The 15,823-nt window shown below is 46.0% G+C and carries 17 protein-coding genes; 14 read left to right on the top strand and 3 right to left on the bottom strand.

Going from position 1 to position 15,823, the window contains the following annotated elements; all coding sequences use genetic code 11:
• Positions 1–45: 45 nt before the first annotated feature.
• From ACESLK_RS00555 to ACESLK_RS00490, 14 genes are all read left to right on the top strand, one after another.
• The gene (locus ACESLK_RS00555) at positions 46–624 is read left to right on the top strand and encodes a TerD family protein (RefSeq protein WP_372660573.1); all 579 of its coding nucleotides are present in this window, start codon (positions 46–48) and stop codon (positions 622–624) included.
• Positions 625–635: 11 nt separating this feature from the next.
• Entirely contained in the window at positions 636–1,217 is a 582-nt protein-coding gene (locus ACESLK_RS00550) for a TerD family protein (protein WP_372660570.1), read from the top strand.
• A 23-nt stretch (positions 1,218–1,240) separates the two neighbouring features.
• Positions 1,241–2,548 carry a TerD family protein gene (locus ACESLK_RS00545; protein WP_372660567.1) on the top strand — a complete coding sequence of 436 codons (1,308 nt, stop codon included), beginning with the start codon at positions 1,241–1,243 and terminating at the stop codon, positions 2,546–2,548.
• A 66-nt stretch (positions 2,549–2,614) separates the two neighbouring features.
• The gene (locus ACESLK_RS00540; RefSeq protein WP_372661372.1) at positions 2,615–3,403 is read left to right on the top strand and encodes a TerC family protein; all 789 of its coding nucleotides are present in this window, start codon (positions 2,615–2,617) and stop codon (positions 3,401–3,403) included.
• 101 nt (positions 3,404–3,504) lie between these two features.
• Positions 3,505–4,713: an HpcH/HpaI aldolase/citrate lyase family protein gene (locus ACESLK_RS00535; protein ID WP_372660563.1), complete on the top strand. Its 1,209-nt coding sequence runs from the start codon at positions 3,505–3,507 to the stop codon at positions 4,711–4,713.
• Positions 4,652–6,046: a phosphoribosyltransferase family protein gene (locus ACESLK_RS00530; RefSeq protein ID WP_372660560.1), complete on the top strand. Its 1,395-nt coding sequence runs from the start codon at positions 4,652–4,654 to the stop codon at positions 6,044–6,046. Before ACESLK_RS00535 ends, ACESLK_RS00530 begins: the two co-directional genes overlap by 62 nt.
• A 20-nt stretch (positions 6,047–6,066) precedes the next feature.
• A complete protein-coding gene (locus ACESLK_RS00525) occupies positions 6,067–7,200 on the top strand; it encodes a cysteine protease StiP family protein (RefSeq protein ID WP_372660557.1) in 1,134 nt (377 codons plus the stop codon).
• Between the two features lie 3 nt (positions 7,201–7,203).
• Positions 7,204–8,013 (top strand): hydrolase, encoded by an 810-nt coding sequence (locus tag ACESLK_RS00520; protein ID WP_372660554.1) that lies wholly within the window; start codon positions 7,204–7,206, stop codon positions 8,011–8,013.
• Complete coding sequence (locus ACESLK_RS00515) at positions 8,010–9,026, top strand: ATP-grasp domain-containing protein (protein ID WP_372660551.1); 1,017 nt, start codon at positions 8,010–8,012, stop codon at positions 9,024–9,026. The genes ACESLK_RS00520 and ACESLK_RS00515 overlap by 4 nt, the downstream gene beginning before the upstream one ends.
• Before the next feature lie 87 nt (positions 9,027–9,113).
• Positions 9,114–9,851: a hypothetical protein gene (locus ACESLK_RS00510; protein ID WP_372660548.1), complete on the top strand. Its 738-nt coding sequence runs from the start codon at positions 9,114–9,116 to the stop codon at positions 9,849–9,851.
• A gap of 21 nt (positions 9,852–9,872) precedes the next feature.
• Complete coding sequence (locus tag ACESLK_RS00505; RefSeq protein ID WP_372660545.1) at positions 9,873–10,970, top strand: toxic anion resistance protein; 1,098 nt, start codon at positions 9,873–9,875, stop codon at positions 10,968–10,970.
• 397 nt (positions 10,971–11,367) lie between these two features.
• On the top strand, positions 11,368–11,949 hold the full coding sequence (locus tag ACESLK_RS00500) for a hypothetical protein (RefSeq protein WP_372660542.1): 582 nt from the start codon (positions 11,368–11,370) through the stop codon (positions 11,947–11,949).
• Positions 11,950–11,996: 47 nt separating this feature from the next.
• Positions 11,997–12,677 carry a TIGR00266 family protein gene (locus ACESLK_RS00495; protein ID WP_372660539.1) on the top strand — a complete coding sequence of 227 codons (681 nt, stop codon included), beginning with the start codon at positions 11,997–11,999 and terminating at the stop codon, positions 12,675–12,677.
• A gap of 145 nt (positions 12,678–12,822) precedes the next feature.
• On the top strand, positions 12,823–13,377 hold the full coding sequence (locus ACESLK_RS00490; protein WP_372660536.1) for an RNA polymerase sigma factor: 555 nt from the start codon (positions 12,823–12,825) through the stop codon (positions 13,375–13,377).
• A 79-nt stretch (positions 13,378–13,456) separates the two neighbouring features.
• Here the strand turns inward: ACESLK_RS00490 and ACESLK_RS00485 are convergent, their stop codons facing one another.
• The 3 genes from ACESLK_RS00485 to ACESLK_RS00475 form a co-directional block, all read right to left on the bottom strand.
• Positions 13,457–13,969: a hypothetical protein gene (locus tag ACESLK_RS00485; RefSeq protein ID WP_372660533.1), complete on the bottom strand. Its 513-nt coding sequence runs from the start codon at positions 13,967–13,969 to the stop codon at positions 13,457–13,459.
• A 152-nt stretch (positions 13,970–14,121) separates the two neighbouring features.
• A complete protein-coding gene (locus tag ACESLK_RS00480) occupies positions 14,122–14,442 on the bottom strand; it encodes an ArsR/SmtB family transcription factor (protein WP_372660530.1) in 321 nt (106 codons plus the stop codon).
• A 110-nt stretch (positions 14,443–14,552) separates the two neighbouring features.
• On the bottom strand, positions 14,553–15,713 hold the full coding sequence (locus tag ACESLK_RS00475; RefSeq protein WP_372660527.1) for an ROK family protein: 1,161 nt from the start codon (positions 15,711–15,713) through the stop codon (positions 14,553–14,555).
• Positions 15,714–15,823 lie beyond the last annotated feature (110 nt).

The following is a 15,823-nucleotide window of genomic DNA, read 5'->3' as shown; positions in this document are numbered from 1 at the left end:
TTTCATTCGGATTGCGGTCCTTTCCAATTAAAGGAGGCAGTTCCCATGGCTGTTAATTTATCTAAAGGCCAAAAAGTCGATTTAACGAAATCCAACCCGGGGCTGGTAAAAGTAAAAGTAGGCTTAGGCTGGGATACGAACAAATACGATGGCGGAAGCTCATTTGACCTCGATGCTACGGCTTTCTGCTTGAATGCTTCGGGTAAGGTTAACTCCGAACGCGATTTTATTTTCTACAACAATCCGAAGAATAGCAACGGATCTATTCAATCTTCCGGCGACAATCAAACCGGCGAAGGCGCAGGAGATGACGAGACGATTGCTATAGATTTAAGTCAGGTTCCCGCAGATACACAGAAAATCGCTTTCTGTATCACTATTCATGATGCCGGGGCCCGGAATCAGAACTTCGGACAGGTCGCTAACGCTTTCGTCCGTATTCTGAAGGATGGCACCAACGAAGAGCTTATTCGTTATGATCTTGGGGAAGACTTCTCAGTGGAAACAGCTGTTGTTGTCGGTGAACTCTACCGCCATAACGGGGAATGGAAATTCAGCGCGGTCGGCAGCGGCTACAGAGATGGATTAAGCGGACTATGCCGTGACTTCGGCGTACAAGTATAGGAGGATCTCAGATGACCATCAGCCTATCTAAGGGTCAAAGAATCGATCTAACTAAAACCAACCCAGGACTTACACATGCCATTATCGGACTCGGATGGGATACCAATAAATATACAGGCGGAGAAGCATTTGATTTAGATGCATCCGCCTTCCTGCTTCGAGAGAATGGAAAAGCAAGCGGAATTGAGGATTTCGTGTTCTACAACAATCTCTCCGTCTATTCCGGAGCCGTTGCCCACAGCGGTGACAACCGCGACGGGCTGGGAGATGGCGACGATGAACGGATTAAGATCGTATTCGCTAAGATTCCAGATTCCATCCATCGTATTGGTATTACCGTAACCATTCATGAAGCGCAGAAGCGCAACCAGAATTTCGGACAGGTTTCCAATGCGTTCGTTCGATTGGTGGACGAGCAAACGGGAAGCGAAATTCTTCGGTACGATTTAGGAGAGGATTTCTCCGTTGAAACAGCTGTTGTCGTTTGCGAGCTCTATCGCCATGGTGCAGATTGGAAGTTCCAAGCGGTTGGCTCCGGCTTTACCGGCGGGTTATCTGCGCTGGCAAACAACTATGGCCTCGATGCCAAGTAATTCCATGTGGAGGGCTTGAAGCCATGTCTCTGTCCATTATAAAAGGTCAAAAAACGGATATAACCAAGAATAACCCTTCACTCAGTCGGATTATCGTAGGAATGGGCTGGAGCTCATCGGCTGGTGTTGATTTGGACTTATCCGCATTCGTTCTTCGGAGCAATGGCAAGGTTGGCACAGATCAGGATTTGATTTATTATTCGAATCCGTCGGGTGCTAATGAAGGTATTAAGATTTTGACAACAGATAAGAAATCCTATGGCAACCAAGCAGACCAAGAGCAAGTCCTTGTTACTCTAAGTAATATTCCTACGGAGGTTGTTCGGGTTCCCATAGCGCTAACGATCTACGAGGGCGATGCTCGCAAGCAGAACTTCTCTCTTGTAAAGGACGCATATATCCGAGTCATGGATGAGGTGTCCGGGAGCGAAATGTTTCGATATGAACTTGGAAATAACTTTCCTGTCGAGACGGCGATTGTCGTAGGGGAATTATATAGATATAACACCGATTGGAAGTTTAACGCCATCGGCTCAGGCTATTCAGGAGGCTTGTCTGCTCTGTGCAATAGCTTCGGGATTGATGTGGACGAGCCCCAGGCGCCATCATCGCCGGCTTCCACAGCAGGACCGGCTATTACTGGACAAGCTCCCCCGAAGCCTCCGATCGCACCGCCAGCTGCGGCTCAAACAGCTCCAGTTACGCCGCCGTCTGCGCCGCCTTCATCGATCCGATTAGACAAAATTGAGCTGCGCAAAAAAGGAGAGGTCATCAACCTCGAGAAAAAAGCGGGTTCTTTGGGGGAAATTCTGGTTAACCTAAACTGGAATCGCAAGAAAACCGGAGGAGGACTCTTCCGGGCCGCTTCGGGAATTGATTTGGACTTGGGCTGTCTATATGAGTTGAAGGACGGCACCAAGGGCGGCGTTCAAGCTTTGGGTAATGCCTTCGGCGATCTCAATCGCCCGCCTTATGTTTCGTTGGACGGTGATGATCGTACCGGCGCGCTGGCTGGAGGCGAGAATCTGCGGATTAATGGCTCAAAGGTGACGGAGATTGAGAGAGTTGTCATCTTTGCTTTTATTTATGAAGGGGCAACAAATTGGACACAAGCGGATGGAATCGTTACGATTAAGCAATCCGGCGGTCCCGATATCGAAGTCCGAATGGACGAGTATAACAACAGCAAGGGATTATGTGCTGTTGCAATGATCAAAAACGTGAACAATCAAACGTTCAGTATCGAGAGATTGGTTCAATTTTTCGATGATCAACAGCAATTGGACAAGGCCTATAATTGGGGTCTTCGTTGGTCCAAAGGCAGGAAGTAAGATTATTTAAGTACACAAGCAAGTGCGAACACAAATTGGCAATAGTCCAGCAGGAGGACGAAGATGATGGAGATTTTTAGTAATTTTATTGAAACTTTCTCGGGTTTTTTCGATTGGGAGCATATTGGACAAGTATTGTCCGAACCTACAACGTGGGGTATCATCGGGACATTAGTTCTGCTTGAAGGCCTGCTGTCAGCGGATAACGCCTTGGTGTTAGCTGTTATGGTCAAGCATCTTCCGAAGGAACAGCAGAAGAAAGCTTTGTTCTACGGCTTGCTAGGTGCCTATGTATTCCGGTTTATCGCAATCGGCATAGGGGTATACTTGGTTCAATTCACATGGCTCAAGATTCTTGGAGCGCTCTACTTGCTCTGGATCGCGCTTAGTAATTTGTACCATTTGGAATTCAAGGCTGTGCGTATTGGCGGCGTTCCTCTTATCCCTTATCCCACTCGCAAGATGGTGGATGAAGAGGGTGAAGTTGTTAACAAGGGTCAAGGCTTCTGGCGTACAGTGCTAGCGGTCGAGTTGATGGATATTGCCTTTAGTATCGATAGCGTACTCGCAGCATTCGGTGTCAGCGAAGAGGTATGGGTATTGTTCCTTGGCGGTATTCTCGGCGTATTGATGATGCGAGGCGTCGCTCAAGTTTTCTTGAGGTTAATTGATAAGTTTCCGGAATTGGAGAGGGCAGCATTCTATCTCATTATCTTGATTTCGGCGAAGATGATGGCAGCAGCGTTCCATTATCATGTGTCTCACGCGGCCTTCTTTGCGTTAATTATTGTCATATTCGGAGTTACATTGTTGTTTGGTTCCTTAAAGAGAAAACGTGAAAAGTTAGCTTCTTAGGATTCAACACTTCATAATCACGGCGATATCCCTCATGCTTAAGTGGGGGATATTTTTTAACAAGTCAGTTTATTTGCTATTACCACTAGGAGATGATGTCAGTGAGATATTTTGACTATCTGACCCCGGAACAGGAAAGTGATATTTTTCATTACCTCCCTGCGGAGTTCAGCAATCGCGATGATAAAGAATTACTGGCGTATGCGATTGGTGCTGCGCTCTATATGCCTGCAATTAGATCAACAATAGCGGAAGACATTGTGAATCAGAAAATCCGCGGGCTCGTTTCTATTGTTATCGACTTAGAGGATGCAGTAGGGGACAACCAAGTTCACTTTGCGGAACAAACCTTGTGCGAAACGATGTACAAGCTTCAAGCTTCTATCGAAAATGGAAGGCTGCATTACAATTCGCTGCCTTTGATTTTCATTCGTGTCCGTTCCGCCGAACAATTCTCCAAGCTGCTTGTCGTGTTATCTGAACAGCTTCCTTTAATTACAGGTTTTGCTTTTCCTAAGTTCACGGCTGCCTCCGGTGAAGCTTACTTCCATATCCTTGATAATTATAATCAAGGGAAGCCGACTAATGCTCCTATTCTATACGGTATGCCAATCTTAGAGACTACTGACGTCATTTACCGCGAAAGCCGACTTTCCGCCCTCATGGACATTCAAGCTTTATTGACTGACTACAAGAAATACGTACTTAACGTGCGTATTGGAGCGACTGACTTTTCTAGTATATTCGGCTTAAGACGGAATCCCGACATGACGATTTATGATATCGGGGTGATTCGGGATTGCGTGACGGACATTATCAATATTTTCGGTAGAGCTGACAATAGCTTTGTGATCTCCGGACCCGTATGGGAGTATTTCAAAAGTGATCGGGTGCTGAAGCCACAGCTAAGGGAAACTCCATTTGAAGAGATGATGGGCCAGGATGGGCTTCGGCTGCGCATGTCCTATATTGATCGATATGTAGACGGCTTGATTCGGGAGGTTGCTTACGACAAGGAGAATGGCATCATTGGCAAGACCATCATTCATCCCACCCACCTTCAGCCAGTGCAATCCTTATATGTTGTCACCCATGAGGAATATATCGATGCGCTAAGCATTATTTCTAACAATCAAGGCGATCATGGTGTTATGAAAAGCCAATACGAGAACAAGATGAACGAGATCAAACCGCATCTAAACTGGTCGAACCGTATTATGAACAGATCAAAGATCTTTGGGGTGTTACATGAAAAGCATAACTTCACCAGCCTTCTCGCAGTCAAGCAACCCGCAGAAGCGTTTGTATAAAATTATTGATAGTTTACAGGTTGAGGTTAGTGTAACTTCAAATCCTTACCGATTAGAGTTAGATCACCTTTTTCAGATGGCCGCTAGAATGAATAAAAAGCGCGGTTTTCTGTTCGTCAGCAAGCTGCTCGGGAAGCATATTCCGGTACAAGCTGCGCTTTCACTCTCATCGGGTGCGGTGCTGGGGTGTTTATACGAGTCGTGGATATTCGATAAACCAACCACCGTTCCTGCAGATGAATTACAGATCGCTATTGCGAATACTGAAAAGGCAAATGCGCTTTATAAGCGTTTGATGGATTCGAAAATCAAAGTGGATGAGCCGACATTGTTTATTGGTTTCGCGGAAACGGCTACTGCCCTTGGTCATAGCATGTTCGATGCATTCGAGGGAAATGTGGCCTACTTGCACACGACCCGGGAGCAAATTGATTATCTAGATTCTCTTATTAACTTCGAGGAAGAGCATTCCCACGCTGTTTCTCATCGCTGCTATGCTGGGAATCCAGGGATTTTCACCAATGCTTCAAGAGTAGTATTGGTTGATGATGAGATCACAACAGGGAATACCTCGCTTAACATAATTAAGGAACTTCATAAGAGATTTGGCCACCGTGATTTTGTGGTGGCTAGTCTGCTGGATTGGCGATCGGCCGCGGATCGCGAACGTTTTGCAGCGCTTGAGTCGGAGCTGGGGATCCGTATCCGATGCCTTTCTCTTCTGGAGGGGACAATTTCAGTTGAGGGAAGTCCGCTTACTGAGAATATGGAGCAGACAGCGCCCATTGTAGAGGGAGAGACGGAGTACCGCAAACATTCAATCTCCCCGTATTTCGAGCATACGGAGTCCGCAACACAAGATGTATCTGGACCGATATCTGAGCATATTGTACCCTATCTTAAGCTTACCGGCCGTTTTGGAATTAACGATGCCCAGAATAAAGCACTTCAGCGGGAAATCGTACAGGCTGCTGAGTATATGACATCCCAAAGAATGGGCAAGAGGACGCTTTGTATGGGAACGGGGGAATTTATGTATATCCCTATGCGTATAGCTAGTCTGATGGGTGATGGAGTTTTCTATCAGTCGACAACGAGAAGTCCCATCTACCCGTCCAATCGCGATGAGTATGCGGTCACCTCCGCTTATCGTTTCGACTCCTCTGAGGATGCGAATGTTGATAATTTTATGTACAACCTCACACCAGGGCAGTACGACGAAATATTTGTTTTCATAGAGCGTGAGCTTGAACCGCAGAAGAGAGAGTCCTTTGAACGCGTTTTGCGTAAAATAGGTATCCCGCTTGTGCATCTCGTTTATTTCAGTGAGTAAATCATCCGGAGGAGAACCCAATGAGCGCCTTGCGATTTGATCATCATATAGCTCCCCCTTCTATAAAGGGCAGCTATAAGCCCGAGGATGTTGTTTTTCTATTAAAGGATATTAGCGCTATTCCATTGGAGCGGGGTACAGAGGACCGGGAGGAAGCGATTCAATCCGGAACCCATTACTCGGAGATGCTGCCGGTAGAATATCGACCTTCAGAAGCCTATATTGATTTATTCCACAAGACCTTGGCCCTTTCAGCCCCCAAAGTTGCGGAAGCGGTGGCAGTCGTCTCTGAACAGATTGTAAGCAAAAGAGGGACATCCCTTGTCCTAGTTTCGTTAGCGAGAGCAGGCACCCCAATCGGTGTACTCATCAAAAGATATATTAAAGCCTATTACCACAGAGACCTGAATCATTACAGCATCTCCATTATTAGAGGCAAAGGAATCGATGAGAACGCCCTTAAATATATTTTAATTAATCACCCGGGAGAAGATGTCCAATTTATCGATGGGTGGACGGGTAAAGGGGCGATACGAAAGGTGCTTATTCAGGCCTGCGAGAAGTTTAATCGTGAATACGGAGTTCGATTGAACGACGACCTCGCTGTATTGGCTGACCCGGGAAGCTGCTCCGCGACTTTCGGTACCCGCGATGATTTTCTTATCCCCAGCGCTTGTCTGAATTCTACGGTCTCGGGATTGATAAGCCGAACTGTGCTGCGTGACGATCTAATCGGCCCTGAAGACTTTCATGGTGCTAAGTATTATGCGGAGTGGGAGAAGGACGATCTATCGAATGTATATGTGGATACGATTGAACAACATTTCGATGCGGCAAGACCGGATGCTTTAATAGCTGCAATACAATTGCTTGAGCAACAGGGAGATCCACTCACGTGGAGAGGCGAACAGGATATCCGGAGAATCCAGCAGGATTACGGGATTTCAGATATTAACCTCATTAAACCTGGCGTTGGGGAGACAACACGAGTGTTGCTGCGGAGAGTCCCGTGGAAAATACTCGTTAACGACATTAACAACCCGAATCTCGTTCCAATTCTTCTACTTGCCAATGAACGTGAAGTACCTATTGAGGTTTATCCGGATATGACCTATTCATGCTGCGGAATCATTAAACCGCTAAGGGAGGAATAAGCTTTGATCTTTGCCTGTGATTTGGATCAGACACTCATCTACTCCCGTAATTCTATGGGGCTCATTGATGCGGATGAACTCGTACCTGTCGAGACTTACAAAGGAGATTATTTGTCGTTCATGACACGAACGGCTTACCATAAGCTTCAACGGATAAGCAAGCAGGTTCATTTTGTGCCTACGACAACTAGAATTTATGAACAGTTTGAGCGTGTTTTCGGATTGAGGGAGGGCATTGAATCGCGTTACGCAATCGTAAGTAACGGAGGAAGAGTGCTCGTTAACGGGCAATCGGATTTGAGTTGGGAAAATCAAGTAAAGCGTATTACCCTTAAAGAGTGCGCTCCTGCCGTTGAAATTAAGGAATTGTTCGATAGAATGGTATCGGGAGACGGTTTGATCATGAAGGAAAGCTACTGTGATGAGTTGTTCTACTCCATAATCATTAACCGTGAATTACTGCCGCAAGGTATGATGACTGAGTTTGAGGTGCTCCTGCAGGGCTTTGGATGGAACTCTTCACTGCAAGGCCGCAAAATTTATCTTGTTCCCAAAACGCTTAGCAAAGGCTTAGCCGTTCAATACGTGAAAGAGCTCTCGAATGAAGGCTGCGTATTTGCTGCTGGTGATAGCTTACTGGATGAGAGTATGCTCGTTATTGCCGAGGAAGCTGTGGCTCCGAAACATGGTGAACTTTATCGGAAATATGGGACACATGATCATATCCGATTTACAGAGCGGTCCGGGATTCGGGCATGCGATGAGATTCTTGATGTGTTGATGAACAGAATGGAGGTCAGAAACGCGCAATGACGAATATTTACTTCAATCGCTGGTTCTCAGTGTCCTACCATTATATGAACATGATTCGTGATAATCCAGATGGAGAGCTTTTCAAGTTTTTCGGTACCCATCCGGACCCGAACCATTTATCCTTGCAGGCTTGTGATTATTCTGAGCAGGAGCCTGTTCTGCATGGAACCGAGTATGTCGATTATGCCGTTGATTTCTGTCGCCGCCATGACATCGATATCTTTATTCCTCGGCTCAAGATGCTCGAGATTGCTAAGGAAATACATCGGTTCGATGCGATCGGTACGAAGGTTATGGTATGCCGCGATATAGAATTGTTGGAAAGCATGCTGGAAAAGGATAAATTCTATGAAACGCTTGAGGATACCGGAGTTGTTGAGATTCCCGATTATCATGTCGTCGAGACGGTTGACCAATTCAAAGCGGCTTATGAAAGTCTTGTTCACAGCGGCCACAAGGTTTGCTTCAAGCCGACCAATTCTGAAGGCGGAATGGGCTTTAGGATTATCGATAACAACATGGATGCATTGGCCAATTTATATGGCTGGGTTAGCTTATCCGTTCCTTACGAGCAAGTGCTAAGCACCTTGTCCACGGTAGAGAAGTTTCCTAAGCTGATGGTTATGGAGCTGCTCGAGGAAGATGAGATAAGTATCGACTGTCTGGCTGATTCGCAGGGAAAGCTTATCGTAGCTGTACCTAGAAGGAAGGCGTCAGGTAGAATTTATCTGCTGGAAGAAAAGCCTGAACTCATGGAGATTGCAGGCAGAGTCGCTGGAAAATGTAGAATTCCCTATGTATTTAACATTCAAGTGAAGTACAACAAAGGCATACCTAAGCTTCTGGAAATTAATCCGAGAATGTCCGGGGGGCTGTTCATCACTTGTCTAAGCGGGGTGAACATGCCTTATCTTGCCGTCCAAACGATTATGGGGAGGACGTTTGAACAACCAACTCCTAAATACGGAATTAAGGCAAGTTACCTTGAGCTTCCAATTCTAATGGACGGATAAGGGTAATAAATGGATAAAAAATTGACGAGAGCAAATGAAAACCATACACTTATATCAACAATGTTAGGGACAGGAGGTAGAGGCAACTTGCTTCGTTCGAAATGGGGGGCAGCCTCCGTAATCATTGGTTATGTCGCTGGTCTTATATCGGTCAGTTTTTTACCTGATGCAGTTGCCTTGGTCTTCCCTATATTAGGGACGATGTTAGGTTCGACAATTCGCCAGGCTGAGCTCAAAGTAGCTCGACTTGCTGCGGAGAGAGATGCGGCACTTGCTCAATCTACAAGCGCACAATCTCAGAGCTTAAGTAACCAAACTACACAAGCTATACAGAATCAAGGTCAGCAGCGGACAGTCAATCAAGCGACTAGCAGCAGCGCTGCATCCAGCTCGAATAAAGCGCCTGACGAACAGACTCCTGATCTAGGTCCGGAATGGATTTCAATTCTAGAATATATCGGAACCATTGAGGATATGGTTCTGCTGGAAGGGGAGAAGAACAATCTTGATAATGAGATTGTTCAACGAACGCTCTCTTTGCTCGTAAGGCTCAATCGTATCATACCGCAGCTAGTCGTGTTTAATAACGGAGATATTAACCACAAAATTCAACGGCTGGTTCTGAAGGATTTAAATGGAGCGATTAATCCATTTATTAACTTAAGCGGAGAAGCGAAACGGCAGAATCGTAGAATCTTGTTGAATAGCTTAAAGGATATAGACAATCAGATTTCCACATATACAAGCTTTATCGAACAGAAAGACCTAATGGAATTGAAAAACAAAGCCGAGCTAATTCACCAACGTTACGGATTAAGAAATTAAATCTATGAGGAGGTACTACAAATGAGTATGCAAGCTATTATGCTCAAGGAAGCGGATACGGTTAAGGTTCAACAGGAAGCGCAATCAACGATCCAACGTATTGCATCAACAGATGCCACGCAATTGGATTCCCTGATGGATGAGATCGGAAGAATGGGTCAGAAGACGATGGAGAAGGCCGGACATAATCTGACCTTGCTAGAGCGCCCGCTGAATGATCTCCTCGGCGGCAAACGATCGGAAATCGCGGGTAACATCATGAAGCTCCGCGGTGAAGTGGACGATCTGAATCGTAGTAAGGACCTGTCTCTTATGCAGAAGATTCTGCGTAAAACTCCGATGAAGAACTACATCATGAAATATCAGTCCGTTAGAACGAATGTACAAGCCATTATCTCCGCTCTGCGTAACGGTAAAGACAATTTGGAAGAAAATATTGTGCATATGCGCAATTTGAAACAAATGTGTTTGCAGGAAATGTACAATGTCCAGCAGCGGATTGAGCTTGGTAATCAACTCAGAGTATTGTTCGAACAAGAAATTGCCAAACCGGAAAATGAGTTGCGTAAAATTCAACTAGAGCGCGGCTTGCGCAAGGTTGTTACCCGGATCCAGGCATTAACTGAGATGATCATGCTTTACCAGCAAGCGATTGCCGGTTCCGATATTATTAATGACAATAATGATAAGCTCATCGATTCGGTTGATGCGACAATCGACAAAACCCAGCATCTAATAACTGTATCAGCGATGATTGCTACCGCGTTAGACGATCAGATGAAGGTCATCGAAGCCGTTAATGCAACCAACGATATGCTCGGCAAGCAGTTCGCGGAGAATGCTCGTCTACTGAATGAGACAACGGAGAAAACCTCCCAAGCGATGACGAAATCCTCTATGTCTATGGAGCAAATCACTCAAGCGATGAACGACCTTACTTCCGCGATCACTCGCTGTGAGGAATCTAACCGCACGATCATTAATTCCGCTACAGAACAAACCGCACGTATGTCGGAAATTAACAAACAGCTCGGTCAACGCCTGGGCTTGCAAGCGGGCTCGAATACAACAACACAGCCCGTCATTCAACAATCGGCGGTTACAAGCTTACTAGATTAATACGATTTGTTTGAATTAATAGCTCCTTCGGGAGCTTTTTTTGTGCGTGCGCTCTTGGGCAATCTAAAATCCCTGATGAATGGATGAGCGAGGGGGATATCGGCATAGGGCACGGGAGGGGGACGTGCTAAGGGATGATTATGTCATATTTCCTTTTAGGGGCGGATAGATTATTAACATGGTTGATATCTGCTCCGATAGAGAGGGTGATCAAGCATGGTATCAAGCTGGATTATTGGGCTCGGAATCCTTGTTCTGATTGTCGTAGCGAGCAATGAAAAGGCACAATCTATCATCGAATTATTACAAGAGTAAAAGAAGAGAAGTAGATATCCAAATGCCTCCTGATTTGATACTATACTTGTATGCGGCATAGAGAATCGGGAGGAGAAGCCAGTTGGATTTTACTTATGAAATCTTAGACCCCGACACAATTAACGTACGCCTGAATTATGGGGGAGAATGGTTCGAGTTTAATCTCTTTTATAAAGAAAACCAATGGATTCTGCATCCGTTTGACGCAACGTTGCTGGGCAACCCGGATATGTGTCGCCTTGTGGTGGCGGATTTATTGGCGAACAAGCCTTTTCAGGTCATGTTGGCCAAAGAGAGAATACTGATCTCGACGCTTAGAACTTCCATTGACGTATCTGGAGCTGGGGAAAGAGGTCGAGGTTCCGACCGCAGATACGATGAGGATATAGAAGCTGATACAGAAGACACCGTGGATCAATGGATTAGAAGCCATACTTTTGAAGAAATTGTAAGTCAGGAATTACAATCCATCGAGCAACGCCTGGAGCTCTATAATACGCTGCTCCAGAAGATGTTCTATGAGGATTTAGGTCCTGGAAACGAAGAGTTCGATAAGGTTCAAGAGATCACCCGCATTTATAAGGATGCCTCGAACAGAATGAAGGGATTAATTGACCCGGACAGCTTTCTGCGGGATCTGAATAAGGACAAGAGGCGTTTTTAACACAATAAGATGAGTATTCAAGAAATCTAATTAGTGGAGGATTATCTATGAAGCATGAGGTTCTATATCAAGGAGCATTTGCTCTATTGAAGATTCATCTAGATGCAGGGGAAAGTGTCAAGGCGGAATCGGGCGCGATGGTTTCTATGTCTCCGAATGTCGATCTTAAAGGCACTACGGATGGCGGGATCATGCGGGGATTGGGAAGAATGCTAAGCGGAGAAACGTTCTTTTTTCAAGAGCTGTCAGCTTCTAAAGGCGGAGGAGAGGTACTGCTGGCACCTGCTTCGCTGGGCGATATTCAGTCTGTGGAGCTGGATGGCTCCTATCGATTATTCGTGCAAAAGGACGGCTTTCTAGCAGGTACCAGTGGAATTCAAGTAAATACGAAAATGCAAAATCTAAGTCGGGGGCTCCTTTCTGGAGAAGGCTTCTTTATTATCGAGATAAGTGGGACAGGCACCGTATTCCTATCCTCTTATGGAGCTATTCATGCCATTAACCTTGAGCCGGGCGAAGAGAGAATTATCGATAATGGACACTTGGTTGCATGGCCGGATTATGTGCATTATTCGATCGAAAAAGCTTCAAAGGGTTGGTTCTCCAGTATAACGAGCGGCGAGGCCTTAGTATGCAGGTTTAGAGGTGAGGGCGTTGTCCTCGTTCAGACGCGTAATCCTGCGAGCTTCGGCAGCTGGATCAAGAAATTTATACCGGGTACACGGTAGACCAACAGTGTTGTTATAAGTCAAGGCAGGTATGGTGAAATTGCCAATGGTGTATTTTCTGCGAATTTTCTGAGAATTTCATGCACATGCGCTCTCCTCTGGTATAATAAGAGGAATTGAAGTTTCAGAAATGAGGCGGAAACCCATGGACATGCAGCATACAGTAAATAGGGGAACGCCAGTTATCTCCTATGAGCAGCTCTTTGAGCACTACAAGGATAAAATTTTTAGCTTCGCTTGGAAAATCCTGCGCAGTAAAATGGATAGCGAGGAAGCCGTTCAAGAAACATTCATTAAGCTTTATATGAACTTTGAGCGTCTAGATCCTGCAGGATCTGTATCCTCATTGATCTTCACAACGACCAAGAATATTTGTATAGATATATTGCGTAAAAGAAATACAAAGCTTACGTTAGCCCATCCCATGATGATGCATGAGGGCTGGGAGAACAAAGCTGCCCAATCGGAGCGGCCGGAGGATATACTCATCCTCAAGGAAACCTCTCAATTATTACAGGATGCGATTGCAAAGCTGCCCAAGGCCTATCGCCTTATGGTCTATCAGCGTTATGTGCTGGATATGTCCATGGAGGAGATCGTTGAGGCCAATCGGGTCAAGATGAATACGGTAAAGTCGCGCTTGAAGAGGGGCAGAGATTTACTCAAGAGGAATATGGAAAAGGTTAAAGAAGCCGAGTAGAACCGGGAAAGTATCCGGTAGCTATCGGCTTTTTTGTTTGAAGATACGAATGAATCGCGGAAAAGGATTGAATTTCTTCTTAAAACAAAAGAATCGGGGTAATTGCGATACCGATAGGAAATGCTCCTGCCGGCAAGGTTGCAATAACGGTATTACTTGCCGTGTTAATCACCGATACTGTAGAACTAATAAAATTTGAAACATAGGCAAACAGTAATTCCTCAATTTGAGTTAACTCACCTTCCATCACGTGTTTATCGATGATTTGTCCATCCGAGCCTTTTTCCAAAATGGTAACGGCGATGTCGTTCGCACCCAGTCCGCTTGTAATGACACGAACGCCGAATACGTCCAGGACTGCAAAGACGTTGTCTACCGTAAAAGAAGAGCCAGGGGTTCCGAATGGATTAAGGGAAACGAGTTCGACCACATAAAGTGTTTCACTCGCAAACCCATCTCCTGTCGGATTGATATGGTAGGCTTCGACACCAGCAATCGCAGGCATACGTCCCGTATTAAAAAGACGGATGGTTAACTGAGTCGTTCGCGGTGCGTCCCTGTTATCAATCGGTCCAGTATCGAAAACAGCCAAAAAAATACCTCCCCTATCAAGTCAATTCACATACCGCAATATATGACTGTAGGGAAGATTCGTACGGGATACTGTCTGAACAGTAGGTACAGTTGCCCTGGCCCCTTTTTCAGTAAGTTGACCAGAAAATGCTTTTGATGCTCTTATGAATTCTAGTTTCGCCCCGGCAAATCCGAAAGTGAACGAAGCCGTTCTTTCCTTCCGGGCAACTGGGACAGGAAGACGCGCAAGTCGGGAAAATCGTCCAGGTTCAAGGAGTAGTAAACCCATTGCCCGCGTTTGTTTTCACGAACTAAGCCCGCGCTTTTCAGCCTGCGGAGATGCTGACTTGCGTTCGGTTGACTCGTACCCAATAATTCAACGATATCGCCGACGCATAGCTCCCGCTCCTGAAGAAGCCCAAGTATGGCCAATCTCGTCCGATCACCGAGCAGCTTAAGTAATTCCGCCATTTCGCCTAGCTTATCGCTCATCATCTCCGCCTCTTATCCTCGATTATTAGCGAATCAGTCAATATATAAATCTCTATATAATTATACAGTTATTTATAACATAAAATGCTAACGGGATAAAGTATACTTGCTCAGGTGGCCTTCAACTTGGTGAAAAATCCGGTGATTGCCATTTCGGCCGCGCCCATCATAGCGGATCGCTCGCCAAGTTCCGCGAATAGAAGCTGAACCTTACGCAGATGAAACCCGAGCGCACGTTGCACGACGGTTTGTCGCAGGATGCCTTCCAGCCACGGCTGCGCTTGGCTCATGCGATTGCCGATGACCACGGCATCCGGGTTAAACACATTGACAATATTGGCGATCCCGATGCCCAAATATTCACCGATGCCCGAGAACAGTGCAAGCACATCTTCCCGCCCAGCGCTAGCGGCGGCTAGCAAGCTTTCTAAGTCATCATATCCAAGTACGGCGGCTTGATCTAGTAGAGCTTGCTCGGAAGCGTACATTTCCCAACAGCCGCGGTTGCCGCAGCTGCAGCTTTTGCCGTGTGCTTCAACCGAAAGATGACCCATCTCCCCGGAAAATCCGGATGCGCCTTTGTAGAGTGCTTTCTGAAGAATTAAACCCGTACCGATCCCGATCCCCACACTAACATAGACTAGATTGTTAATGTTTCGGCCGGCTCCGTATTTTTGCTCGCCGAGCGCTCCCATGTTAGCTTCGTTATCAATGGTAATGGGCAATGAGAACCGCTCCGTTAACAGACGCTGCAGTGGAACGTCCCGCCACTTGAGATTGGGTGCAAACAAGATGGCTCCGTTATCGTCGACAAGACCTGGTACTCCAACTCCAATTCCGATAATTCCGTAAGGGCTGGCAGGAGCTTCGCTCCGAAGTGCTTCTATGCAAACGCAAAGCTGCTCGATGACTGCTTCAGGCTCTGTGCGGTGGAGGGAGGAGGTTCGTTCCGCAACGGTCATTCCGCGCAAGTCGGTTAATACTCCGCGGATATAATTAACGCCTAGGTCAATGCCGATGGCGTAACCAGACGTGGCTATGAACTCAAGCATGACCGGCTTACGACCGCCGCTTGATTCACCCCGACCGATTTCTTTAACAAGAGAATTGTCGATTAAATCCTGAACAAGGCTAGATACGGTAGCTTTGTTCAGACCGGAACGCTCTGATATTTGCGCACGGGATAGTGGAGCGCCGCGCAAAATAAACTCCATAACAATAGCTGTGTTTATTCTTTTAATCAGTGCCTGATCGCCTGTGGGTATAGTCATATGAGCCTAATGACTCCTTATTGTTTAGTTGCATTAATCATACCATAGAAGATTGTTATAAACTTAGTTTAACGGATAGACAAACTAAGTTTAGGCATGATATGCTGGTG

It is taken from the genome of Cohnella sp., from assembly GCF_041640265.1.
Classification (GTDB): Bacteria; Bacillota; Bacilli; order Paenibacillales; family Paenibacillaceae; genus Cohnella.
The sequence above is the reverse complement of the archived record's forward strand: the minus strand, read 5'-3'. Positions and strand labels throughout refer to the sequence as shown.

Bases quoted from the DNA above. Each gene is read 5' to 3' on its own strand.
- ACESLK_RS00555 (WP_372660573.1), top strand. From the start codon at position 46: ATGGCTGTTAATTTATCTAAAGGCCAAAAAGTCGATTTAACGAAATCC.
- ACESLK_RS00550 (WP_372660570.1), top strand. From the start codon at position 636: ATGACCATCAGCCTATCTAAGGGTCAAAGAATCGATCTAACTAAAACC.
- ACESLK_RS00545 (WP_372660567.1), top strand. From the start codon at position 1,241: ATGTCTCTGTCCATTATAAAAGGTCAAAAAACGGATATAACCAAGAAT.
- ACESLK_RS00540 (WP_372661372.1), top strand. From the start codon at position 2,615: ATGGAGATTTTTAGTAATTTTATTGAAACTTTCTCGGGTTTTTTCGAT.
- ACESLK_RS00530 (WP_372660560.1), top strand. From the start codon at position 4,652: ATGAAAAGCATAACTTCACCAGCCTTCTCGCAGTCAAGCAACCCGCAG.
- ACESLK_RS00525 (WP_372660557.1), top strand. From the start codon at position 6,067: ATGAGCGCCTTGCGATTTGATCATCATATAGCTCCCCCTTCTATAAAG.
- ACESLK_RS00515 (WP_372660551.1), top strand. From the start codon at position 8,010: ATGACGAATATTTACTTCAATCGCTGGTTCTCAGTGTCCTACCATTAT.
- ACESLK_RS00505 (WP_372660545.1), top strand. From the start codon at position 9,873: ATGAGTATGCAAGCTATTATGCTCAAGGAAGCGGATACGGTTAAGGTT.
- ACESLK_RS00495 (WP_372660539.1), top strand. From the start codon at position 11,997: ATGAAGCATGAGGTTCTATATCAAGGAGCATTTGCTCTATTGAAGATT.
- ACESLK_RS00490 (WP_372660536.1), top strand. From the start codon at position 12,823: ATGGACATGCAGCATACAGTAAATAGGGGAACGCCAGTTATCTCCTAT.
- ACESLK_RS00480 (WP_372660530.1), bottom strand. From the start codon at position 14,442: ATGAGCGATAAGCTAGGCGAAATGGCGGAATTACTTAAGCTGCTCGGT.
- ACESLK_RS00475 (WP_372660527.1), bottom strand. From the start codon at position 15,713: ATGACTATACCCACAGGCGATCAGGCACTGATTAAAAGAATAAACACA.